Origin of the sequence: Helicobacter sp. 'house sparrow 1', from assembly GCF_900199585.1 — a bacterium.
Taxonomy (GTDB): Bacteria; Campylobacterota; Campylobacteria; order Campylobacterales; family Helicobacteraceae; genus Helicobacter_H.
On the sequence record NZ_FZQY01000011.1, the window covers coordinates 39,304 to 62,136 of the forward strand.

21 protein-coding genes are annotated in these 22,833 nt (G+C 32.8%); 8 read left to right on the forward strand and 13 right to left on the reverse strand.

Annotated elements, in window-relative coordinates; translation table 11 throughout:
* Window positions 1-212 precede the first annotated feature (212 nt).
* The 4 genes from C6H31_RS06280 to C6H31_RS06290 are packed head-to-tail and all read right to left on the reverse strand — an operon-like array spanning window position 213 to window position 4,645.
* On the reverse strand, window positions 213-839 hold the full coding sequence (locus C6H31_RS06280; RefSeq protein WP_104697965.1) for a LutC/YkgG family protein: 627 nt from the start codon (window positions 837-839) through the stop codon (window positions 213-215).
* On the reverse strand, window positions 832-2,253 hold the full coding sequence (locus C6H31_RS06285) for a LutB/LldF family L-lactate oxidation iron-sulfur protein (protein WP_104697966.1): 1,422 nt from the start codon (window positions 2,251-2,253) through the stop codon (window positions 832-834). Before C6H31_RS06285 ends, C6H31_RS06280 begins: the two co-directional genes overlap by 8 nt.
* Before the next feature lie 10 nt (window positions 2,254-2,263).
* On the reverse strand, window positions 2,264-2,992 hold the full coding sequence (locus C6H31_RS07030) for a (Fe-S)-binding protein (RefSeq protein WP_199768135.1): 729 nt from the start codon (window positions 2,990-2,992) through the stop codon (window positions 2,264-2,266).
* Window positions 2,993-3,013: 21 nt separating this feature from the next.
* Window positions 3,014-4,645 (reverse strand): L-lactate permease, encoded by a 1,632-nt coding sequence (locus C6H31_RS06290; protein WP_199768136.1) that lies wholly within the window; start codon window positions 4,643-4,645, stop codon window positions 3,014-3,016.
* A gap of 449 nt (window positions 4,646-5,094) precedes the next feature.
* Here C6H31_RS06290 and C6H31_RS06295 point away from each other — a divergent pair, with 449 nt between their 5' ends.
* Complete coding sequence (locus tag C6H31_RS06295; protein ID WP_233709976.1) at window positions 5,095-5,424, forward strand: DMT family transporter; 330 nt, start codon at window positions 5,095-5,097, stop codon at window positions 5,422-5,424.
* Window positions 5,424-5,735 carry an SMR family transporter gene (locus C6H31_RS06300; RefSeq protein WP_104698006.1) on the forward strand — a complete coding sequence of 104 codons (312 nt, stop codon included), beginning with the start codon at window positions 5,424-5,426 and terminating at the stop codon, window positions 5,733-5,735. The genes C6H31_RS06295 and C6H31_RS06300 overlap by 1 nt, the downstream gene beginning before the upstream one ends.
* Here the strand turns inward: C6H31_RS06300 and C6H31_RS06305 are convergent.
* The 4 genes from C6H31_RS06305 to C6H31_RS06320 all read right to left on the reverse strand — a co-directional run bounded on the left by C6H31_RS06305 (window position 5,727) and on the right by C6H31_RS06320 (window position 9,214).
* Window positions 5,727-6,152, reverse strand: a complete 426-nt coding sequence (locus C6H31_RS06305; protein ID WP_104697968.1) for a hypothetical protein — start codon at window positions 6,150-6,152, stop codon at window positions 5,727-5,729. The genes C6H31_RS06300 and C6H31_RS06305 overlap by 9 nt on opposite strands.
* 222 nt (window positions 6,153-6,374) lie before the next feature.
* Window positions 6,375-8,522, reverse strand: coding sequence for an AAA family ATPase (locus C6H31_RS06310; protein ID WP_104697969.1), 2,148 nt, complete (start codon window positions 8,520-8,522; stop codon window positions 6,375-6,377).
* Between the two features lie 9 nt (window positions 8,523-8,531).
* Complete coding sequence (locus C6H31_RS06315) at window positions 8,532-8,828, reverse strand: ATP-dependent Clp protease adaptor ClpS (RefSeq protein ID WP_104697970.1); 297 nt, start codon at window positions 8,826-8,828, stop codon at window positions 8,532-8,534.
* Window positions 8,828-9,214, reverse strand: coding sequence for a hypothetical protein (locus C6H31_RS06320; RefSeq protein ID WP_104697971.1), 387 nt, complete (start codon window positions 9,212-9,214; stop codon window positions 8,828-8,830). Before C6H31_RS06320 ends, C6H31_RS06315 begins: the two co-directional genes overlap by 1 nt.
* 85 nt (window positions 9,215-9,299) lie before the next feature.
* Between C6H31_RS06320 and lysA the strand changes: the two genes are divergently transcribed.
* From lysA to C6H31_RS06335, 3 genes are read left to right on the forward strand one after another with little or no spacing between them, the layout of a single operon-like run.
* The gene (lysA, locus tag C6H31_RS06325; protein WP_199768137.1) at window positions 9,300-10,523 is read left to right on the forward strand and encodes a diaminopimelate decarboxylase; all 1,224 of its coding nucleotides are present in this window, start codon (window positions 9,300-9,302) and stop codon (window positions 10,521-10,523) included.
* Window positions 10,513-11,574 carry a bifunctional chorismate mutase/prephenate dehydratase gene (locus C6H31_RS06330; protein ID WP_104697972.1) on the forward strand — a complete coding sequence of 354 codons (1,062 nt, stop codon included), beginning with the start codon at window positions 10,513-10,515 and terminating at the stop codon, window positions 11,572-11,574. Before lysA ends, C6H31_RS06330 begins: the two co-directional genes overlap by 11 nt.
* Complete coding sequence (locus tag C6H31_RS06335; protein ID WP_104697973.1) at window positions 11,575-12,471, forward strand: DUF2156 domain-containing protein; 897 nt, start codon at window positions 11,575-11,577, stop codon at window positions 12,469-12,471.
* A gap of 48 nt (window positions 12,472-12,519) precedes the next feature.
* Here the strand turns inward: C6H31_RS06335 and C6H31_RS06340 are convergent, their stop codons facing one another.
* A complete protein-coding gene (locus C6H31_RS06340; RefSeq protein WP_442778077.1) occupies window positions 12,520-13,854 on the reverse strand; it encodes a sodium-dependent transporter in 1,335 nt (444 codons plus the stop codon).
* A 203-nt stretch (window positions 13,855-14,057) separates the two neighbouring features.
* On the opposite strand from C6H31_RS06340, the gene C6H31_RS06345 reads away from it, so the two are divergent.
* The 3 genes from C6H31_RS06345 (at window position 14,058) to C6H31_RS06355 (ending at window position 16,264) form a co-directional block, all read left to right on the forward strand.
* Window positions 14,058-14,456 (forward strand): YbgC/FadM family acyl-CoA thioesterase, encoded by a 399-nt coding sequence (locus C6H31_RS06345; RefSeq protein ID WP_104697975.1) that lies wholly within the window; start codon window positions 14,058-14,060, stop codon window positions 14,454-14,456.
* Window positions 14,446-14,688, forward strand: coding sequence for an HP0495 family protein (locus C6H31_RS06350; protein WP_104697976.1), 243 nt, complete (start codon window positions 14,446-14,448; stop codon window positions 14,686-14,688). The genes C6H31_RS06345 and C6H31_RS06350 overlap by 11 nt, the downstream gene beginning before the upstream one ends.
* A gap of 151 nt (window positions 14,689-14,839) precedes the next feature.
* Window positions 14,840-16,264: an alanine/glycine:cation symporter family protein gene (locus C6H31_RS06355; RefSeq protein ID WP_233709977.1), complete on the forward strand. Its 1,425-nt coding sequence runs from the start codon at window positions 14,840-14,842 to the stop codon at window positions 16,262-16,264.
* A gap of 24 nt (window positions 16,265-16,288) precedes the next feature.
* Here C6H31_RS06355 and gatB read toward each other — a convergent pair whose 3' ends face one another.
* The 4 genes from gatB to bamA are packed head-to-tail and all read right to left on the reverse strand — an operon-like array spanning window position 16,289 to window position 22,437.
* Complete coding sequence (gene gatB / locus C6H31_RS06360) at window positions 16,289-17,716, reverse strand: Asp-tRNA(Asn)/Glu-tRNA(Gln) amidotransferase subunit GatB (RefSeq protein ID WP_104697978.1); 1,428 nt, start codon at window positions 17,714-17,716, stop codon at window positions 16,289-16,291.
* On the reverse strand, window positions 17,713-18,960 hold the full coding sequence (locus C6H31_RS06365) for a M16 family metallopeptidase (protein ID WP_104697979.1): 1,248 nt from the start codon (window positions 18,958-18,960) through the stop codon (window positions 17,713-17,715). Before C6H31_RS06365 ends, gatB begins: the two co-directional genes overlap by 4 nt.
* 38 nt (window positions 18,961-18,998) lie before the next feature.
* Entirely contained in the window at window positions 18,999-20,045 is a 1,047-nt protein-coding gene (locus C6H31_RS06370) for a dehypoxanthine futalosine cyclase (protein WP_104697980.1), read from the reverse strand.
* A 1-nt stretch (window position 20,046) separates the two neighbouring features.
* Window positions 20,047-22,437 carry an outer membrane protein assembly factor BamA gene (gene bamA / locus C6H31_RS06375; protein WP_324726576.1) on the reverse strand — a complete coding sequence of 797 codons (2,391 nt, stop codon included), beginning with the start codon at window positions 22,435-22,437 and terminating at the stop codon, window positions 20,047-20,049.
* Window positions 22,438-22,833: the final 396 nt, after the last annotated feature.

A 22,833-nucleotide genomic window follows, 5' to 3' on the forward strand; every position in this document is an offset into this window, starting at 1 on the left:
AGTTTTTATTTATACAATGGTTCTTAAAATAATTTCTTTCTAATTTTTATCATAATTTACATAAATTAGATTTACACTAAGAAAAAGAATTGCAAAGTGAGTAATAATAGATTTAGAAACTAAAATTTAAAAGGTTCTTACAAGAGGGAAGCTTAAGGGGGTACCCCCCCCCCCATTTTTTGTTTCTATTTTATTTCAAAAATATCTAAGCATTAGTAGAGAAGAACATATACTTTTTGGGGACCATGAACCCCAAATACAACTTGAAGTTCGATATCTGCAGTTCTTGATGGACCAGCAATAAATAAAATGTTGCTAGGTAGAACATCAGGATAGTTTCTCTTGATTGCAGTGATTGCTTCAGAGAGATTACTCAAAATTTTATTTTTTTCTAAAAGAATAATGCAGTGCTTAGTAATGAGTGAAAGAAGTCGTGGTTGATTATGATTTGAAGTCAAAGTAATTACTCCAAGGTTGGATATTCCATAATCTGCCTGTAAGATTCCACACTCAATACTAAAAAGTTTGTCTTTAATTATCTCCATTGGTGTATCATAAACCAAAGTAGGGATAGAAATATCTATCTCTTTTTGCAAGCTTGCAGAAATTAGAGTTTGAGAGATATTTTCTCTTTGAAAAATTTCATTTAATATTTGTGAAATTTCATCTTTTTGTATATCAAAGACTTCTGCTTTATTGGCTTCTTGCAAACGCTTATACTCTTTAATTTTGTCCTGCTCTTGGGGAATTATAATATCTTGATATATTGCTTGTTCGTTTTGAAGTGGATTTTGGATAAGAGCTTGAGAAATACTTTGTAATATTTTTGCTTTACTCATAGATCACTCCTTTTATATTTTGGGGTTGAAAGCTGGCATCAAGATCAGGATAGGATCTGCAAGAAGTCCATTGTTTAAGCATTGGAATCATTGAAGCAAATGGTTTTCCAAGAGATCCAAAGAGACGCACATTCCAAAGCATCAATCTCCAAGCCCAAGGCTTTGAAGCCAAAAAGGCAAAAATTTTAAACCCAATCTTTTCGGCTATTTTAGGTTTTACTCGTGAGATGCCAAGAATATTTGCATTGCTTCCCTGTCCTACTTTTTCGCTTCTTAAGTCTCTAATCATTTCAGCTAAAGGAATTTTAACGGGACAAACTTCAGAGCATCTTCCACAAAGTGAACATAAATTTAAGATATACCCATAAGTATCAATCCCAAAAATTTGAGGTGAAATTACTTCCCCAATTGGTCCAGGATAAGTCGCTCCATATGCGTGTCCTCCAACCTTATCATACACAGGACAATGATTCATACAAGTACCACATCTAATACAACTTAAGGCCTTGGAATAGTGTTTATGTGAGAGAATATCACTCCTATGATGGTCCAATAAAATGATATGCACTTCCTTTGGACCATCAAGATCCCCTTCTTTTCTAGGTGAAGTAATGATATTGTTATAGCAAGTTATGCTTTGACCTGTAGCAGATGGAACCAATAGAGTGTCCAGGATTATGGCATCATCAAAACTTTCAACAATTTTTTCAATTCCACAAATTGCAACATGGATATCAGAAGCTGTTGTGCTCATTCTTCCATTCCCCTCATTTTCAAGAAGCCATATTGCACCATCTTGAGCAATCGCAAAATTTACACCAGTAATTCCCATTTTAAATTCTTGAAATTCTTTACGCAGATATGTGCGTGCCACAGAATTTAAGTCTTCTGGCTTGCTGTATCTTTCTACCTTAAGGTGTTCTTCAAAAATTTTTCCAATTTCATAGCGATTCTTATGGATAGCGGGAACAACAATATGCACAGGGGGTTCATCAATAAGTTGGATAATAATTTCTCCAAGATCTGTTTCTAGGGCTTGAACTCCTCTTTTTTTAAGATAGGCATTTAGATGAATCTCTTCACTTGCCATAGACTTGCCTTTGAGAATCTTTGTGATGTTATTTTTTTTAGCAAGATTAAAAATAATTTCATTAGCTTCTTCTGCATTGCTTGCCCAATGGACTTGCATTCCATTTTTTGTAGCATTTGCTTCAAATTTTTCTAATAATTCTGGAAGCCTTGAGAGTGTGTTTTGCTTGACTTTGCGCCCCTCTTCCCTCAAAGTCTCCCAATCTCTATATCGATCTTTAATCAGCTTTTTGCGGTTAGTTTGGAGCATATCCATTGCAAAATGAAGATTTTTTCTAAGTTGGGTATCATTGAGTTTTTCTGAAATAAGATCGCTTGTTTTCATTATCTTCTCCTTATTCTATGCCAATGCGTTGTGCTAGGAATTCATAAAGATGCATAGGTTTGACATCACAACCCATTTTTTTCATTGCTCCACTAATATTAAGCAAACAACCCCCATCACCACTGATAATATATTCCACATTGCGGCTAAGAATATCATCTATTTTTCTTTCAACCATTGCTTTTGAGATTTCGGGCTCTTTAATACTAAAAGTCCCTCCAAAACCACAACATTCCTCTTCTTTCTCTAATTCAACTAAATCCACATTATCTAGCATCCTTATAAGGGTTTTTGAGGAATCTACGCACTTTGCTACCCTAAGAGCATGGCAATTGGAATGCCAGGTTGCAGTAGTTTTATGCCCTTTGTCAGAAAGACTGGCATTTAACTGATTGAGTAAAAAATCACTAAGTTCATAAACACGCGAACTAAAATCTTGTATTTGAGATTGATAAGGGGTATCTTTAAAAAGCTCTATATAATCGTGCATCATCATCCCAGCACAAGATCCTGATGGGACAACGATAGGGTAGGGCTTATCAAAAAGCTTGACATTAGCAAGAACTACCTGGCGAGTTTCTTTATAATAGCCTGAATTAAAGCTTGGTTGCCCACAACAACTTTGATCTTTTTTATAAATAACTTCTGCCCCAAAATGTTGCAGAAGTTTGATAGAGCTTACAAGTGCCTTGGAGTAAGCCATACTTCCAAGACAGGTGCCAAAAAAATAGACCTTCATTTCTATTCTCCTTTATGATTTTTAGAGCAAGAAGATTGCTACAGTAATTGCAATAATACAATAAAGGAAGCAAGGTAGAATATTATAAGTGAGCAAACGATGTTCCCCTTTATTAATCAATCCAACTGTTGCACAGACTGCCACGATATTATTGATACAAATCATATTTCCAGCAGCTCCTCCGATATTTTGCAGAGCCATAATTACTTGAGTTTTTAATCCTACAAGTGAGGCAGCTTCAAATTGTAGCGGAGCAAAAAGAAAGTTGGAGACAGTATTAGAACCAGAAAAAAATGCTCCAAGAACTCCAATAAGAGGAGAGACAATAAAATAAAAATGCCCTGAAGTGTCTGCAAAGAATTTTGCCATCAGTCGCAACATAGAATCAAGATCTTTAGGATTATTCCCTGTATTAATGATAAGCTGAACAATTGCTACTCCAGCAAAGAGAGGAATGATAGCTAAGCTTACCTGCTTAAGCGTAGATGACCAAGCTAGTTTGACTTCACTAAAATTCATCTTGTGTAAAAAGATTGTCAAAATAGCAACAGGAATAAAAGGAACAATCCCAGGTAAATAACCATAGACAAAACTATAAGCAGTGTTTGTTACACCAAAGATCTCAGGAAATGAAACTCTTAATGAGCTAAAGTAATCCTTTAGTCCAAGCTCTGGGATTCTAGTAAGCACAAGGATAAGACTAATGAGAAGATAGGGTATCCAAGCAAGAAGGATATTAATTTTCTTAGTGCCTAGCGAAACATTATCTTTAACAGATCCAATCCAATACTCTGGCCATCTATCTTTTGTATCAAAGTCCCAAGATTGTTTTGGTGTAAGAAAACCAACCTTTGCACTTAAAACTAAAATTCCAAGACTTACCAAACCTCCTATAAGAGATGGAATTTCAAATCCACCATATTTTGCAATCAGAAGATAGGGAATTACAAACACAACAGACGCAAAGAGTGAAAAAGGCAGTATAGGTAAGGCATCTTTAAAATTTTTGTTCTTACCAAAGATTCTTACCAGTAGAAAAACTACAAGGGTTGGAATTATCATAGCCGCAACTGAGTGAATGAAGGCAGTGATCACAGTGACTTCTTGCATATATGGAGCAATCTTATCAGAACCTACTAGAGAATTAATGGTAATTTGAATCCCATTTGTTGGAGTTCCCACGGCACCAAAACTTACAGGACTTGAGTTCATAATTAATGTACTCATTGCAGCAGCAAGGGCTGGGAATCCTAGTCCCACTAGAAGAGGAGCAGCAAGTGCCGCAGGAGCTCCATATCCAGCTGCTCCCTCAATAAAGGCACTAAAAGCCCAACCGATAATTATAACTTGCACGCGCCGGTCGGTTGAGATATTGTTAAAAGCACGATTAATAGCATCCATTCCACCACTATATTTGAGAGTATTTAAAATCAAAATCGCACCAAAAATAATCGTTAGAATGTCAAATGCCTTAAGGAATCCAAAAAGAACATAAGCACTAATATCAACCCATTTCATATCCCAAGCAAAGAGAGCAAGAATAATACTTAGAATAAGAGCAATGCTAAGAGATAGTCTTGAGGATTGTCTAAAGCCAATCATAAGGATAAGAATTACTAAGATTGGTAGAAAAGCCAATGATGTATAAAGCATCGTATTTCTCCTTTTGAGTAAAGTAAAGATATTCTATACTAAAATAAAGTTTTTTATAAAAATGGATAAAAATTTTTATAAAAATGTTAAAAAAAATGTGAAGATATACAACAAATAGTAAAAAATAATTTAAATATTCTTTAGAGAATTCTTTAAAAATATAAATTGAAAGAGGGGGTATTGAAGGTAGGATGAGATTTTGTATAGGTTAAAACAATAGAGATTCTATTTGATGTTAGATTTTTAAAATTTGTTGTTATTGAATAATTTTATTGTGGAAGTTAGCTTTTTTTATTGCTGAATTCTTCTTTAGTATTTTTAATAAAAAACTAGAGGTAAAGATAAAAGTGATTTTAAACTCAATTGTGGGTGGAATGGACAATTTGAAGTAAAAGAAACTCTTGTGTTATATGGTAAAATTCGCACTAAAATTTCTGGAGAATTTTAGATTGAAAAAAGCTTGGATATTTCTGATTTTAGCAATTGTTACAGAAGTCGTAGGGACTACTTCTTTAAAGTTTTTTGAGGATGAAAAGTATCTTAGTTATGCTTTTATGGGGACATTTATTGGGGTATCCTATTATTTTATGGGTATGGCAGTTAAGAAGATTTCAATAAGTGTGGCCTATGCAATGTGGGAGGCATTGGGTATTGTTTTGATTTCTTTGGTTGGGTTTTTTGTCTTTGAAGAAATGTTAAGTTTATATCAAAGACTTGGGATTATACTAAGCGTAATAGGTATTATTCTTATTAATTTTGGCGAGGAAGTGCATTCGTGATTGGAGTTTTCTTTGTTTTACTTGCTGGAATTTTAGATGTGATTGCCAACTTGTTGCTTAAAAAATCACAAGGTTTTGCTTATAAATTTTATGGTGTGAGTGCAATTATTGTTGTTTTTGGAGCCTTTATTTGTTTATCTTTTGCAATTAAAACAATTCCTTTGAGTGTAGCCTACGCAACTTGGGGAGCTTTGGGTATTATTGGGACAATTAGTGGAGGATACCTACTCTTTAATGAAAGATTAAATAAAAAAGGCATCCTTGGAGTGTTTTGTATTCTTGTATCTATTGTGTTATTGCACTTAGAATAGGAACATTAATTTTGCTATAAGAACAATGATAATACAAATTGTAAATACAAGAGGGTGGATATACTTACCAAGAGGGTTTGGCTTCTTTAATATAAAATAACAAGTAAGTGAAAAACAAACAAGAGCCAAAATACCGCTAGCAAGTATTATTTTTATAAGAAGTAAAATTTGGAAGAGAGATTCAATAGGGGAAGTGAAATATTTACTTGCCATGGCTCCACCACTAATAAAAAGCATTAGTATCATAAAGGGCATTATTTTTGTAGTAATATCGCCAATTTTGCTTTTAAACTCTTGAAAATTTCGTATTTTCTTTTTTGCTAGTCCTAAAATTACAACATCAAAAAAAAGATAACCTATAAATACAATTGCACAAAAAAGATGAATGATAAGAAAAAAAGTATAATAATTTTGCATTTTTAACCTCGATATTTTTTTATATGTGAGAGCATTCTATATAAAAGTGAGATAATAAAAATTAATTAAGATCAATAATTTTATAAAATAGAATCTTAAAGTGAGAGACTGTCTTTTGTTTAGATGATTTGCTTGAGATAAAATGCAAAACTTTATTACAAAGATTCTCCTTGAATATATTTTGCAAATAAAAACCCAAAGGCTTAGGATTAATTAATAGACCTAGTATTTTAGAAAAATTTCCTCTTTTTTTAGAGCAATTTTTATTACCGTCTTTTTGGTGATTTTTTCAAACAAAATAATTTCGCTAAGCTTTGCTTTGATATCATTTTGTATGATTTTTTCAATCTCTCTTGCCCCAAATTTAGGATTTAGAGCTTTTGAAGCAATAAAATCTAGAGCATTGCTTTGAATCTCAAGAATAAGATTTTTATCTTGAAGTTGTAAATTTAATTGATGGATGAATTTTTTTGTTATATTTTTATAATCTTGTAGGTTTAAACTATTAAAATGAATAATTCCATCCAATCTTCCTTGAAATTCTGGAGAAAAAAAGTTCCTAACTGCACGATCTTGTTTGTTGCTTTGGGAATTGTGGAATCCTAACGATAAGCTTTCTTGATTCCCGATATTGGATGTCATTATTAGAATTACATTTTTAAAATCAGCCTTATTGCCTAAATTATCACTCAAGGTTGCATTATCCATTACTTGCAAAAAGAGGTTGAAAATATCATGATGGGCTTTTTCTAGCTCATCTAATAACAAAACACAATGAGGAGATTTTTTGATTAAATCTATAAGCAATCCCCCTTGTTCAAATCCAACATAGCCACTGGGAGCACCAATGAGTTTTGAGACACTATGTGGTTCCATATACTCACTCATATCAATACGATGAAAGGCGATACCTAGAGCCTTTGCAATAGTTTGTGCTAGTGCTGTCTTTCCAACGCCACTAGGACCTACAAATAAGAAGCTCCCTATTGGTTTATAAGGCGTGTTAAGTCCTGCTTTATTAATTTTTATCACTGTGGTAACTTTTTTAATCGCTTCATCTTGAGAAAAAATTTCTCTCCTAAGGGTATTTTCTAGATTCTTAATAGAGACTTTTTCATCAGAATCTAGAGTTTCTTTTGGAATATTGATAAAGCGAGAGAGTGTTTCTTGGACTTGTTTTTTCCCTATAGTGCGTTTTCTATTTTTTAGATTCACGCCTGCTTCATCTAATAAATCTAAGGCTTTATCAGGTAAAAATTTATCGTTGATGTAATAGTGTGATAGATCCACACAAGCTTTAATCGCATCTTTTGTATAGCTTACATTATGGTGTTTCTCATAAAGAGGTGCTAGTCTTGTGAGAATTTTATAGCAATCAGCAATACTAGGCTCTAATACTTCCACACTCATAAATCTTCTATTTAAGGCCTTATCTTTAGAAAAGTGTTTATACTCTTGATGGGTTGTAGCTCCAATGCACTTAAGGGATCCATTTACTAGAAGGGGTTTTAAAATATTTGCAGCATCCATATTGCTATTACCGCTTGAACCTGCACCAATTAACATATGAATTTCATCAATAAATAGTATGATGTTCTTTTTTTGATGAGCTTGATCTAAAACAGATTTTAAGCGTTTTTCAAAATCACCTCTAAACTTACTTCCAGCAATCATACTTACAAGATCTAGGCTAAAAACTTCAAAATTTTTTAGTGCATCAACACAGGTTTGATTTACAATACTTAGTGCAATTCCCTCTGCAATAGCAGTTTTTCCAACACCTGCTTCACCTACTAAGATTGCATTATTTTTTTTTCGCTTACAAAGAATTTCACTTACGCGTAATATTTCCTTATCTCTTCCGATTATGGGATCAATCTTTCCATCTCTTGCAAGATCATTGAGATTCTTTGCATACTGTGTTAGGGGGTCTTTTTGTTCTTTAAGATGGACAGAATCTTGTATTTTTACTTTTGTAATATCAAGAGTGGCAAGAATTTGTGCACTATAGCTTTTTTCTTCAAGTAGAATGAAAATAAAGAAGTCTTGGATTTCTATTCTTTTTTGACTGGAGCTATTAAAATGATTTACCATATTGATAAAAACTCTCTGTAACGCTGGAGTTTGATGTGGAATTGCATTACTGGGAGATTTTTCTTTAGGAAGATATTTTAAAAGATAGTTTGTGATATTCTCTTGGGTTGATGAGATATCCAAGCCACAGTCTTGAAGTATTTTATTTGCCTGATCATCAAGTAGAGAAGCCAAAAATATATGTTCAATGGTTAGGATATTGTGCTTCATTTCTCTTGCAATATTAACAGCTTGGTTGATAATGCTTGAGAAATGAGGACTTAATAGATTTTGCATTGAAGACCTTTATAAGTCTTTGAGTGTAAATTGCAATGGATAATCATTTGATCTAGCCTTTTGCTCCGCAAGATGGAGCTTTAGTTCTGCAATATCATAGGGATAGGTTCCACAAATTCCACTTCCATTATTATGGACACTTAGCATTGTCTGATTTGCTTGATTATAACCTTGATCAAAGATCTGGATTAAAATTTCAACAACAAAATCCATAGGTGTATAATCATCATTTAACATAATCACTTGTGCCATATTTGGGGTTTGAAGAAAGGTTTTTATATCTTGTTGTATTTGTTCTTGAGACATTAGAGTAATCCTGCACGAATTTCTACAATTTGATTAATTTGATTTTTCATATTAGGGTTAAGCCTTGTAAGATCTGTTTGAACCCTTAAGATGATTTGAGCATTAGTATTTTGATGCAAACATACAGCTTTTAAAAAATCTATTTTTTGCATATTTGTAGGACTCATTGAATGATAGTGTTTGAAAAACAAGTCAATATTTTGCCGTAAATCTTCTTGTGTGCTATAAGAGGATTTTAGCGAAGAGATAATAACTTCAGGAGAAGTAGCAATAGTCTTTGAGTCTTTTGTATTCTGTTTGGGTCGGTATAATAAAACAAAGGTGATGATTGCAATAAGGATCACTCCTCCAAAGCAAAATAATATAAAAAATAATTCAGGGGTCAAGACTGCACCTTGCTTCTTAAAATCTTTCAAAATTTAAGATAAAATTATACCAACAATAAGTATATCAAGTTGTCTTGAGGAAAAAATGATTGATTTTTATGAGTTAGTAAAAAGATACCAAACCCCTCTTTATGTATATGACTTACAAAAGATTAGGGAAAAATTTAAAGAATATAAAACTTCATTTAGTGGAAGAAAGTCCCTTATTTGCTACGCACTTAAGGCAAACTCTAATCTTTCAATAGTTAATGAAATTGCAAAACTTGAGGGTGGGGCTGATTGCGTGTCAATTGGTGAGGTAAAAAGAGCTATTTTAGCTGGAATTAAACCCTATAGGATTATTTTTAGTGGAGTGGGCAAGAGTGATGATGAAATAAAAGAAGCTTTAAATCTTAATATCTTATTTATTAATACAGAATCTTATCAAGAGCTCTTAAGAATTGAGATGATTGCTAAAGATTTAAAAAGAAGCGCAAGAATTTCTATTAGAGTTAATCCAAATATTGACCCAAAAACACATCCTTATATTTCTACAGGCTTGAGTGAAAATAAGTTTGGAGTTGAGATTGAGGAAGCAAAAAAGATGTATCTTTATGCGCACAAATCAGAGTTTCTTCAACCTATTGGAATCCACTTTCACATAGGCTCGCAACTTACAGAACTAGATCCTATTATCCAATCTACTCAAAAGATTGCAGATTTTGCAAGAAGCTTGCTTGCATTGGGAATTGAGATTAAATTTTTTGATGTTGGCGGGGGTATTGGTATTTGTTATAAAGATGAAGAAACTATCAATTTATATGATTATGCACAAGGAATCTTATCCAAGCTTAATGGGCTTGATTTTACGATCATTTGCGAGCCTGGAAGGTCGATTGTTGGAGAGAGCGGTTATTTTGTAACAAAAGTGTTGTATGAAAAACACACACAAAATAAGCGATTTGTAATTGTGGATGGGGCAATGAATGATCTTTTAAGACCTAGTTTATATGGGGCTTTTCATCGGGCTAGAGTTCTAGATAAAAAGATGGAAAATGTTAGTAGGGCAGATGTTGTGGGCCCAATCTGTGAGAGTGGAGATTTTTTAGCAAAAGATATAGAGCTTCCAGAAATGCAAACAGGGGATTGTATTGTTTTTGAAAATGCAGGAGCCTATGGTTATTCTATGAGTAGTAATTACAATACAAGGGCTAGAAGTGCAGAAGTTGGGGTTGATCATGATAAGATTTTGCTACTTAAAAATAGAGAAAAATTTGAAGATATGATTGCAGATGAGCTTGAGAATCTAAGGTTTAATTATGAATCATGAGATCTCAATACTAAGAGAAGAAATTGATAAAATTGATGATGATATTCTTGCTTTGCTTGAAAAAAGAATGGAGTGTGCCCAGAACATTGGTAGGATTAAGGCTTTACAAAATAGCACAATTTATGTTCCAGAAAGAGAAAAATCCATCCTTCTTAGATTGCAACAAAAAAACACGAGGTTTTTAAGTCCTCAAGCAATCCAAACAATTTATCAAGAAATTTTTGCAGTTTCTAGGAGTTTAGAGTCTCTAGAAAAGGTTGCTTTTTTAGGATCTATTGGGGATTTTGCTCATCAGGCTTTGGAAAAAAGATTTAAAGTGACAAATAATTGTTTGGCAATGAATAACATAGAATCCGTTTTTGAAGCATTAAAATCCCAAAGAGTAAAATATGGATTAATACCTCTAGAGAGTCAAGATGGTATAACTGGGGAGAGTATTAAATTATTACTGCAGAATAATTTTAAAATCATTGCTGAAATTTTTTTACCTACACATTATTGTCTTATGGGTGATATGGATAATTTACAAGAGATTAAAAAGATTTATTCTAAAGATAATGCTTTTAAGCAATGCAAAAAATTTTTACAATCACATCATCTAGACTTGGTTCAAAAAGTTTCTGTGGATACTTTTTCTAAGGCAGGCTATCTTGTCTCAGGAGAAAAGAATACGGTTGCTATTTGTCCAAAGATTACGGCAAAATATTGCAATATTCCAGTGATACTTGAAGATATTGAAGATTCTTGTAATGAAGAGCGGTTTATAATTGTGAGTGATTTTTCCAATCAATCAACAAGCAATGATAAAACCTCTGTTTTTGTAGTATGTGAGAATCAGGATAAAACAGAGAATTTATTAAAATTGTTGAGTGATTTTAGTAAATATCAAATCAATATCACATCAATTGCCTTAAAAAGAATTGATATGGATTTTAAAACTGGTTTTTATATTGATTTTGATGGACATTATGATGATTTTAATGTTCAAAAATTATTTAAAGAAAGCCAAATGCAAATAAAGTGGTTAGGTAGTTATATAAAGGAGAAATAGATGTTGAATTTTAAGGAGATTGAGTTAGAAGACCAAGAGATTATCCAAAAGTTTTTACAAGAAGATGAATTTAAAATCTCTGATATTAGCTTTGTTAATTTGTTTCTTTGGAGAAAAGCTCGAAGGATTGCATATGCAATTTTTAGAGATTGTTTGATTATCCAAACAACTTATAAAAATCAGAATCCTTTTTATTTTTTTCCAATAGGTAAGGGTGATAAACTTGAAGCTATTAAGATATTAGTAGAGTTTTGCAAAGCAAGAAGTGAGGTTTTAGAATTTCATTCTTTAGAGCAAACATCTGTGGATTTTTTGAAGAAATTTTTTGGAGAAGCATTTATTTTTACACTAAATAGAGATAGAAGCGACTATGTTTATAGCATTGAGGAGTTGATCTCTTTGAGTGGAAGAAAGTATCACAAGAAGAAGAATCACCTGAATAGATTTTTGCAAACTTATCCAAATTTTACTTTTGAAAGAATTGATGAGAAAAATACAAATGAGCTTCTAGAGGTTTGGAAACAGTGGTTTGAGATACAAGAAAATCCATCTATTGGATTGATCAATGAAAATATTGGGATCATTGAAGTTTTAAAGAACTGGGGAGAGTTAGAAGTTAGTGGAGGGTTAATTCGAGTGAATAATAAGATTATTGCTTTTAGCTTTGGAGAAGTTGTTAGCAAAGAGATGGCGGTGATTCATATTGAAAAAGCAGATTCTAATTTTCATGGAGCTTATCAAATCATTAATCAGCAATTATTGGCAAATATTTTCTCTCATATAAAATACGCAAATAGGGAGGAGGATTTAGGGATTGAAGGCTTAAGAAGAGCAAAGATGAGTTACAATCCTGTCTTTTTGGTTGAAAAATACGAAGCAAGTCTCAATCAGAGATAAACATATCTACTGATGTATAAAAATCAGTAGATATGTTTTTAAATCTTCTTAATCCTTAATAAAGATATTATAAATCAGTATCACAATGATTGTGACAGGCGCTAGATATCTCAATGAGAATAACCAGATATTGAAAGCAAAATCATTAAAATAATGCTGTGTAAAATCTCTTAAAGTATTCTTATTAAGAACCCATCCTACAAATATACAAGATGCTAAACCACCTAGTGTAAGTAAGATATTTGCACTAATCCAATCTGTCCAATCAAATAAACTTTTCCCCATAATAGAGAGATGATTATTAGGATTTAAAGAAAAGAGTAGAACAATTCCAACTATAAAAATTATTGCAGAAAGAATACAAGTTGCACTAATGCGGTTAAGACTTGTTTTCTCTTCTAACCATTTTACAGAAGGTTCAAGTAAAGAAACTGTACTTGAGATTCCAGCAAAAGCAAGACCTATCATAAATAATAAACAAATAATATTTCCTGCTAATCCCATTTCCTTAAACACTAAAGGTAGTGTGATAAAAATTAATCCAGCACCTCCTGATGGTTCTGCATTATGTTCAAAAACAAAAGTAAAAATCATTACTCCAGCAATCAAAGAGATAACGATGCCAGGGATTACAACCCACATTGCACTTGAAAAGAGATTTTGCTTTTCATCTGTTGTGGCAGCATAGGTAATAATAATGCAAAGTCCAATAGATAAGGAATAAAATGATTGCCCCAATGCATCAATTAAAACTTTAGATGTAATCTTGCTAAAATCAAAATTAAACATAAAATACAAGCCTTGTCCAAAAGAAGGCAAAGTCATTGCATAAAATAAAAGCCCAATAAAAATGATAAATAACAAGGGCATTAGAACAAAATTTAAGCTTTCAATTCCACTTTTAATACCTCTAGCAACAAAATAAGCAGTAATTGCAACAATGCTAAAAAGACAAACAATCTGGGCTAGGGTATTTTGCATCAATAATCCCTCAAATAAATTTTGAGATTCCTCTAAGCTAGAAGGTAAATTAAAACTCAGCATTACAAGATAATAGATTACCCAGCCTAAGACTATGCAATAATATGTCAGAATCACAGGACCTGAAATAATGAAAAAACCTGCCCATTTCCACTTTTTAGATTGTGTTGGGTCTAATACATTAAAAGAATCTTGAACATTTTTTTTACCCCTATTGCCTATGATCATTTCTGCAATAATAAGAGAAATGCCAATAATAAAGGTAATAGCTAAATAAAGTAATACAAAAGCCCCACCACCACTAGTTCCAGTAACATAGGGAAAACGCCAAATATGGCCCAACCCTATAGAGCTTCCTAATGTCGCCAGTATAAAACCAAATTTAGAAAAATTATTCATAATTCAAAGTATCCTTATTTCTATGTATTTTACAGCTATATATGTAGAACCTAGAGTCTTGTTTAAGCATCATGTTAAACCTAAGATTCTATCAAAAAAAAGTTTTAAGGTGCATAAAAATGTTGATTTTTACTAATAAATGGCAAAAATTGTTACTATCATCAGTATAATTGCATAAGAGAATTTTGTGGAGAAAATGGTAGGATATGGACTTTAGAATTTATTATGAAGATACAGATTGTAGCGGTATTGTCTATCATGGTAGCTACTTTAAATTTTGTGAAAGAGCTAGGAGTGAGCTTTTTTTTCAAAAGATGTTGTCCCCACAAAATCAAGACGGTTTTTTTGTTGTAACAGATATTGAAGCAAAATTTTTAAACAGTGCTAAGCTTGGTGATCTAATCCAAGTAAAATCAAAGATCCTAGCAATAAAGAAGGTTTCTTTATTGCTAGAACAAAAGGTTTTTTTAATTCGAGATAGCAGTGGTTTTGATGATATAAAAGAGCTTTTTAAAATGAATGTGCAACTTGCATTTTTAGATTCTATTACAAAAAAACCCAAAAAAATGCCACAATATTTTTTGGAGGTAGTAAATGGAGGCTGAGATTAAATACCCATGTAAATGGGAGTATAGGATTATAGGAGATGATGAGGATAGAATCAAAGGAGCTGTTTTTGAAGTAGTAGATAAAGAATATCAATTAAGTAAGAAAAACACTTCCGCAAAAGGAAACTATGTCTCAATGCACCTGATTGTGGAAGTAGAAAATGAACAAATGCGTAATGAAATTTTTCAAAAGTTGCAAAAATTACCATTCATTAAGATGGTTATTTAGTGTTACAAAAAGTAATGGTATCTTTTTGTAACCGCGATTCTAAGCATTTTAGATGACGCAATTGATATAATTTACAGTTCTGTAATGTGTCTTTAGGACTAGGTTTATCCTAAATTTTTGATGGAGGTCATTTATGAGTATTGATAATCTGATGGAATTTTTAGGAGGGGTAAATACTTGGCTCTATACTTATTATTTAGTTGCCCTGTTAGTTTTTGTTGGTATCTTTTATAGCATTAAGCTTGGTTTTGTCCAACTAAGGCTTTTTGGTGAGAGCATTAGAGTAGTAACAGAGAGATCTCAAAGAACAGAAAAGCACGCAGAGCATATCAGTCCATTTCAAGCCTTAATGATTTCTACAGCTTCAAGAGTTGGAATTGGAAATATTGCTGGGATTGCTGTTGCAATTACTACAGGTGGGTCAGGGGCTGTATTTTGGATGTGGGTAATGGCTTTTTTTGGAGGTGCAAGTGCTTTTGCAGAGAGCACACTAGCTCAAATTTACAAAACAAAAGATGGGAATGGTTTTAAAGGTGGTCCTGCATATTATATGCAAAAAGCACTCAATGCAAAATGGATGGGATCTTTGTTTGCAGTAACGCTGATTTTAACTTACGCCTATGGTTTTAATGGATTACAATCCTATACTATGACCTCTGCTTTTGAGGTTTATTACAATCGAATTAACACAAGTGATTTAACTTTTTCCCAGAGTAATTGGACGCTTTATATAGGTCTTGTTTTAGCATCTTTCTCTATCATAATGTTTTTTAGCAAAAGTCATTTTATTGGAAAGGTAAGTTCAGTCGTAGTTCCATATATGGCATTGGCGTATATCTTTCTTGCTGTTTATGTGGTTGTTGTTAATTTTAGTTTTATACCTAATGTGTTAAAGGATATTATTACACATGCTTTTGACTTCAAAGCTATTTTTGGAGGTTTTGCAGGAAGTGCTATTGTAATTGGTATTAAAAGAGGGTTATTTTCTAATGAAGCGGGTATGGGATCAGCTCCTAACGCAGCTGCTGCAGCACATACAACACATCCTGTAAAACAAGGTCTTGTCCAATCTTTGAGCGTTTTTATTGATGTTTTGGTGTGTTCAAGTTCGGCATTTTTGGTTCTTTTTTCAGGATTGTTTGTTCAAAAAGGACAAGAACTCACAGCAATGCCTTTAGTGCAAAATACTATGATTAAATATTTTGGATCTTGGGGACTCCACTTTGTAACTTTAGCAATTGTTCTTTTTGCCATTACTTCCTTAATAGGGAATTACTACTATGCACAAGCAAATATTAAATATCTCACGAATTCAAAAATTGTAATGAGACTTTTTCAATTTAGCGCTGTTTTAATGGTTTTTATCGGTTCTCAAATGAATTTAAGACTAGCTTGGGAATTAGCAGATATCTTTATGGGATTGATGGCCACTTTAAATATTGTTGCAATCTTATTCCTTTCAAAAATTGTTTCAAGATCCTTGAAGGATTATTTAGATCAAAGAAAACAAGGAATAGAACCAAAGTTTAGTGCTAAGAAGCTTGGAATTAAGAACGCAGAGTGTTGGGAGGAATAAAAATAATAGAAGCTTTTGCTTCTATTATTTTAATTTTTCTTTGAGTAGCTCATTTACTCTTGCAGGATTCGCACCTTTAGATTGTTTCATTACTTGACCAACAAAGAATCCAAATAATTTATCTTTACCACTTTTATATTCTTCTACCTTATCTTGATTTGCATTTAAAACTGCATCAATGATAGATAATATTGCTCCATCATCATTAATTTGAGCCAATCCCATAGAATCAATTAATGAGTCAATATCACCACCCTTATCTTTTACAAGAATGTCTAATATGTCTTTGGCACTCTTTGCACTTATTTTTCCATCTTCAATGCGTTTAATTAATGTAGATAATAATTTAGCATCAATCCCACAGGTTTGGAGATTATTTCCCTCTTTCAACCTTCCTTGAAGTTCTACAATAAGCCAAGTTACACAAGATTTTGGACTAGAACCTTCTTGGATCATTGCTTCAAAGAAAGTGGCAAGTTCTAGGCTTGAGGTTAATGTTTGTGCATCCTCTTCCTTGATTCCAAGTGCGCTGATATATCTTAAGCGTTTTTCATCAGGCATTTCAGGGATTTTAGAACCTTCTTGCATTAGAACATCATCAATAAATACGGGCAATAAATCAGGATCTGGAAAATACCTATAATCTGCACTTTCTTCCTTGCCACGCATTGATCTTGTGATACCCTTTGTTGTATCAAAAAGTCGGGTTTCTTGAACAACTTCAGTCTGATACTTCCCGCTTTCCCAAGCATCAATTTGTCGTTCTACCTCATATTCAATAGCTTTTTGAATGAATTTAAAGGAATTGAGATTTTTTATTTCCACTCTTGTATAAAGCTTAGTATCGCCAACTGGTCTTATGGAAACATTGGCATCACAACGAAAGCTACCTTCTTGCATATTTGCATCCGAAATACCCAAAAATCTCACAATAGAATGCAACTTTTTAAGATAAGCCACTGCTTCATTGCTGTTTCTCATGTCAGGCTCGCTTACAATTTCAAGCAAAGGAGTGCAAGCGCGATTTAAATCTATTTTAGAGATATTGCCATCATGGATATTTTTACCTGCATCCTCTTCCATATGGGCACGAGTGATACCAATTGTTTTTGTTTTACCATCAATATCAATCTCAAGACTACCTTTTCCTACAATTGGAATTTCAAACTGGCTGATTTGATAAGCCTTTGGTAAATCTGGATAGAAATAATTTTTCCTTGCAAAGATGGAATTTTGATTGATTGTTGCATTAATTGCAGTTCCAAAGGCAATTGCTTTTTTTACAACTTCGCGATTTAAAACAGGTAGCGCACCTGGCAACCCAAGACAAGTAGGGCATACATTTGTATTTGGATCTTCTCCAAAGCTTGTTGCACAAGAACAGAAAATTTTTGTATTTGTATTGAGTTGGACATGAACTTCAAGTCCTATAATTGTTTCAAAAGCACTCATTTATCCTCCTGTAGAGTTAAAACACTAAAAGTTAATTGTTTTAATTCTGTATGTGATTTTATATAGGTATTGATTTCATCAAGTGTAATATTTTGAATTTGTTCAAGTTGTAATTGGTTAAAATCAAGAGGTAGGTCCAAATAATAGTTTTGAAATTTCTCATTCAACCTTTGTGCTAATGTCTCTCTTCTTAAAGGATCACTTCCTAGTAAGAATTGTTTAGCGCCATCTAGTTCTTCTTGTGTAATACCATTTGTAATAAAATTATTTACCACATCTTGAACAAGCTGTATAGCCTCATTTTGGTTTTCTAATTTTGTTTGCAAATAACCTGAGGCATAATTGATAATTTTTCCAGTATTTACTCTGAGATATGCAGAATATGCCAATCCCCTTTTGACGCGTATTTCTTCCATAAGTCTGGAGCCAAAACCGCTAGATCCAAGAACAAAAGATAGAATTTTTGCCTTATAAGATTCTTTTTTTAGATCTGTGAGATAAAAAGGAGAACCAAAATAAATATATGCCTGTTGTGTGTCCTTATATATCGTGGATTGAGATGGTTTTGGGTTTGCTTCATATTTATGGTTGGGTGCTTTTTTCCCAGTTTCTAAATGTGAAAGTAATTGTTTGATCTGATGGAGTATTTTTTCCTCATTTAAATCCCCACCTACTACCACTACAATTCTTGATAACACTAGGTTATCTTCTAAAAAACTTTTAATATCTGATAATGTAATATTTTCTATTGTTTCTTTTGTAGCACTTTGTGCTAAAGGAGTATTTTCAAATAAATGTTTTGAGAGGTTTTTATCAGCAAGATAATCAAAATCATTTTCCTTTGCCAAAAGCATATTAATAGTATCTTGTTTGATTTTATCTAGAGTTTTTTGAGTGTAATTGGGATCAAGGAGAAGGTCTTGAAGCAATTGCAGTGCTTCTGTTTCTTTCTCTTTAAGGAAACTAAGTTCAATATTAAGCGTTTCAACTCCTGCTGAAGCATGCAAAGAAATCGCACGCTTATCTAGCTCTTCTGAGAATTTTATTACCCCAAGTGTTTTTGTCCCCTCATTTAGTAGTCTTGCACCCATAGAGGCAAGTCCCAGTAAGCTTCCATCATTGATCTTGCCACCACCTAAAAAGCTTAGTCGCATAAAACCCACAGGAATTACTTGAGATTTTTCAAAAATTACAGGAATTTCTTGGCGTTTAACTTCAATATATTGCATTGTTTTAGCCTGCATTATCACTCCTAGTAGTAGAATTAAAAGGATTTTTTTCATTAAAAATACTCCAAAATTTCATAAGCAGTATTGCGTTTAGCAGGGGTATCTCCAACATCTCGGATTAATCTTATCATCTCTTGTTGATTCATAGAATTTGTAACACCCGCAGCAGCAACGACATTTTCTTCCATCATCGTGCTACCTAGGTCATTAGCACCAAAAAGTAGTGCGAGCTGTCCAATATAAGACCCCTGTGTTACCCAAGAGCTTTGTATATTCTTAAAATTATCAAGATAGATTCTGCTACAGGCAAGAAGTCTTAAATAACGATTTGAAGAAGCCTTAGTAAGATGAGGAAATTTATTTTTAAGAGGAGTGTTTTTGGGTTGGAAACTCCAGAGGATAAAAGCCCTAAATCCAGAGGTTTCATCTTGAAGAGAACGGATTCTATCCCAATGTTCTATAATATCCTCATCATTATCAAGACTTCCAAACATCATTGTGGCAGTGCTTTTTATATCCAGTTTGTGTGCCTGTCTATGAATATCAATCCACTCATCAGAATCTAACTTCTTAGGAGCAATAAGATCCCTTACTCTATCACTTAGTATTTCTGCACCTGCTCCTGGGATAGATGATAACCCCGCATCTTTTAAACATTGAAGAACTTCGGGAACACTAAGATTTGAAACTTTTGCAATATAGCTAATTTCAATAGCAGAAAAACCATGTATGGTAATTTGGGGGTATTTTTGATGGATATGTGAAACTAGTTTTTGATAAAAATCTATCTTCAATTTTGGATGGACTCCACCTTGAAATAAAACTTGAGTTCCTCCTATTGCTAGAAGTTCATCAATTTTTCTATCAATCTCTTCAAAACCTAAGATATAGGCATCGGCCTCACCAATTTTGCGTTTAAAAGCACAAAAATCACAATCTACCCAACAAATATTTGTGTAGTTAATATTACGATCCACGATAAAGGTAGTAGTTCTTTTTGGATGTAGTTGTAACTTAATCTTATTTGCCATTGCTCCTAGATCTTTTAATGAAGCATTTTGCATCAGATATAAGATTTCTTTATTACTTATTCTTGCCATATTAAAACCTCGTTCCAAGAGTAAATTCAAAGCTAGAGGTATAATCACCTGGTTGTTTATTAAATACCTTGATAGGGAAAACTAACACAATAGGCCCCATTGGAGAAACCCATTCTAATGCTACTCCTGTGGCAGCTCTCCAAGTAATTGCATTATTTCCTGCACCCACAATACCAAAATCCTTAAAATTTGCAATATTCTTATCTGCGACCCCTGCATAAGTTCTATAATGCAATAATCCATAGTCAAAATAAGCAGAGATACGCATTTTTGCAGCTTCCAAGATTCCATAACTCAATTCAATGGAGTTGGTAAACATTCCATCGCCACCTACCCATAATCCTAACTCATCTCTAGGTGAAATTGATCCACTTCTAAAGCCACGAATTGTGGTAACTCCACCCATATAAAAGGTGTTATTAATTGGTAGAAAACTTTCTCTATTGTAACGGAAGAAATAACCACCCTGTGCTTTATATCTCCCAATTAAATCAATCCCAAGATAATCTTTAAAATAAGTGTATGCAGCAAACTTTGCATAAAGTTTTGTATTATAGACATCCCCTCCAATACCATTAAATTGAGCATATGCAGATACAATAAAGCCTCGTTTTGGAAAATAGTAGTCATCTGTATTATCAAAGTTGAGACTTGGTGTAAGAGAACTTGTAATTGGAAGCGAATATTCTTTGTCCCAAAGTCCGATTATAGAATAATTACCATAAGTGCCTACAACCCTATTATTTGAGGCATAATAACGCTCATATAATGGAGAAGTAAAATTGCTTGTTTTTAAAACATTAAAATCATAACCAAGACTTGCTCTTAGCGTATTGGTAAGAAGTTTTCCAACAGAGATTCCAAAACCAGCATTTTGTTGCACATAATTATAACTTACAGAATAGGTTGCATAGAGATTGATAGAAGAGCTATAGTAGCTATCAAAAAGTCTAGGATTTGTAAGTGAGATACTACCAGAATAGGATTTACCAGCATTCTTAATACCATAATACGAAAGACCAGAACCAGTAGAAATATTTGCATAAATACTTCCACTTTGCCCTGTTCCAAACAAGTTTCTCTCACTAATGGTTCCATTAATCATCAACCCACCATAACTACCATATCCCATACCAAACTGTAATTCTCCCGTGCGACCCTCAGAGACGCTAATGATAAGGTCCATTGTATTTTCAGAAAGTCTTTTTTGATCTATTTTTACACTTTCAAAAAACCCAAGTCTTCTTAAGGCATTTTCAGAAGCCATAATTTTTGTAAGAGAGTAAGTATCATCGGGTGCAAGTAAAATTTCACGGCGAATGATTCTATCAGCTGTTCTTGTATTGCCTGTAACAATCACATCATTGATTTTTACTTTTTGTCCCACTTGAATGTGATAGATTACCTTTACTGTTCCATTTTTTTCATCTTTATCCAAATCAGGATTTACAACAGCAAATGCATAGCCATAATCCGCAACTGCTTGTTTTAAAAGTTGCATATCAATTCTTAATTCTTCAATATTGATATAAGTGTTTTTTTTGCTCTTTAGAAGTTTTTTTAGCTTTGCTATGGATTCTACTTCATTATCAATTTGAATATCAATATCAGAGATTTTATATTGAATTCCCTCATCGATTTTAAAATAAAGATTGGCTGTGTAATTTGAGAAGTTAGTATCCAAAAAGGGTGCAGAAACATTTGCATCCAAAAATCCATGCCTCATATAAACATCTTGAATTCTCTTATTATCAAAATCAAGTTCTTGGAGGCGCAATTTCCCATCATTTCTTCCCCACATCCACCCCATAAACTGTCTTTGTTTATTTGCAGAAAGGGATTCTACTTGTTTAACACTTAGTTTTTTTCTACCATCATAGAATGCTTTAGTGATATAGATGTTGCTTCCGCGATTTACATTAAAGGTGATTGCAAATACATTATCCCCAATCTCATCTCTTTGGATTTGGATAGTTGTTCCATAATAGCCTTGAATCTCTAGAATAGTTTGTAGGGTTTCTTTTGCTTTTTGTAGCTTTTGCTCATCAAATACATCACCCTTTTTTACACCAAGTTGCTTATAGATAGTTTCTCTTTCTTGTTCTGTTCCATAGCCCTTAATCTCAAGACTTGCAATACGAGGTTTTTCAGCAAAATGAAAGACAAGCTCTCCTTGATTAAAAGTGGCATAAATATCTTTAAAATAACCCTGATCATAGAGGGCTAAAATTGCAGAATCTACCCTTTTTTCATCTAACTTGTCTCCTTTTTTTATCCCTGTAACCTCTTGTGCAAGGAGATCAGACATATATACAAGTCCATCATATTTAATGGATTTAATCACTTCATCTGCATAGGTGTTAGAAATAACAACAAAGCTAATTGGGAAAATTAAACGTTTTAAAAACAAAAGTAGCCTTATTCTAGGTAATTAACAGAGCAAAGATTTTACCTTAAACAAGGCTTTTTTTGGTAAATGCTTTGCTTTAATTTTTCTAAAAAATTAGAGAAAAATCAAATTGGCATTAAAAATATTCAGGTTAGAAACTTCACTTGATATTGAAAAATTTTGAATTTAAACATCAAGTGAAACATTGATTTATTCACATTAATACCGTTTCAAGGGCTTGTAAGATAAGCTTTAGAGTAGGGTTAAGATAGGGCATTATAAAAATAGAGAAGGACTATATAAAATTTAATTTGATAAAAGCAGAAAAATAAACAAAAGTTTGGTTGAGGTATAAAAAAATCTAAAAAATAATAAAGCTAAAAGATAGAATCATTTTTT

What these genes read in the sequence shown, in the direction of transcription:
- C6H31_RS06280 (WP_104697965.1), bottom strand. Translation starts at nt 839, where the DNA reads ATGAGTAAAGCAAAAATATTACAAAGTATTTCTCAAGCTCTTATCCAA.
- C6H31_RS06285 (WP_104697966.1), bottom strand. Translation starts at nt 2,253, where the DNA reads ATGAAAACAAGCGATCTTATTTCAGAAAAACTCAATGATACCCAACTT.
- C6H31_RS07030 (WP_199768135.1), bottom strand. Translation starts at nt 2,992, where the DNA reads ATGAAGGTCTATTTTTTTGGCACCTGTCTTGGAAGTATGGCTTACTCC.
- C6H31_RS06290 (WP_199768136.1), bottom strand. Translation starts at nt 4,645, where the DNA reads ATGCTTTATACATCATTGGCTTTTCTACCAATCTTAGTAATTCTTATC.
- C6H31_RS06305 (WP_104697968.1), bottom strand. Translation starts at nt 6,152, where the DNA reads ATGCAAAATTATTATACTTTTTTTCTTATCATTCATCTTTTTTGTGCA.
- C6H31_RS06310 (WP_104697969.1), bottom strand. Translation starts at nt 8,522, where the DNA reads ATGCAAAATCTATTAAGTCCTCATTTCTCAAGCATTATCAACCAAGCT.
- C6H31_RS06315 (WP_104697970.1), bottom strand. Translation starts at nt 8,828, where the DNA reads ATGTCTCAAGAACAAATACAACAAGATATAAAAACCTTTCTTCAAACC.
- lysA (WP_199768137.1), top strand. Translation starts at nt 9,300, where the DNA reads ATGATTGATTTTTATGAGTTAGTAAAAAGATACCAAACCCCTCTTTAT.
- C6H31_RS06330 (WP_104697972.1), top strand. Translation starts at nt 10,513, where the DNA reads ATGAATCATGAGATCTCAATACTAAGAGAAGAAATTGATAAAATTGAT.
- C6H31_RS06335 (WP_104697973.1), top strand. Translation starts at nt 11,575, where the DNA reads ATGTTGAATTTTAAGGAGATTGAGTTAGAAGACCAAGAGATTATCCAA.
- C6H31_RS06345 (WP_104697975.1), top strand. Translation starts at nt 14,058, where the DNA reads ATGGACTTTAGAATTTATTATGAAGATACAGATTGTAGCGGTATTGTC.
- C6H31_RS06350 (WP_104697976.1), top strand. Translation starts at nt 14,446, where the DNA reads ATGGAGGCTGAGATTAAATACCCATGTAAATGGGAGTATAGGATTATA.
- C6H31_RS06355 (WP_233709977.1), top strand. Translation starts at nt 14,840, where the DNA reads ATGGAATTTTTAGGAGGGGTAAATACTTGGCTCTATACTTATTATTTA.
- gatB (WP_104697978.1), bottom strand. Translation starts at nt 17,716, where the DNA reads ATGAGTGCTTTTGAAACAATTATAGGACTTGAAGTTCATGTCCAACTC.
- C6H31_RS06365 (WP_104697979.1), bottom strand. Translation starts at nt 18,960, where the DNA reads ATGCAGGCTAAAACAATGCAATATATTGAAGTTAAACGCCAAGAAATT.
- C6H31_RS06370 (WP_104697980.1), bottom strand. Translation starts at nt 20,045, where the DNA reads ATGGCAAGAATAAGTAATAAAGAAATCTTATATCTGATGCAAAATGCT.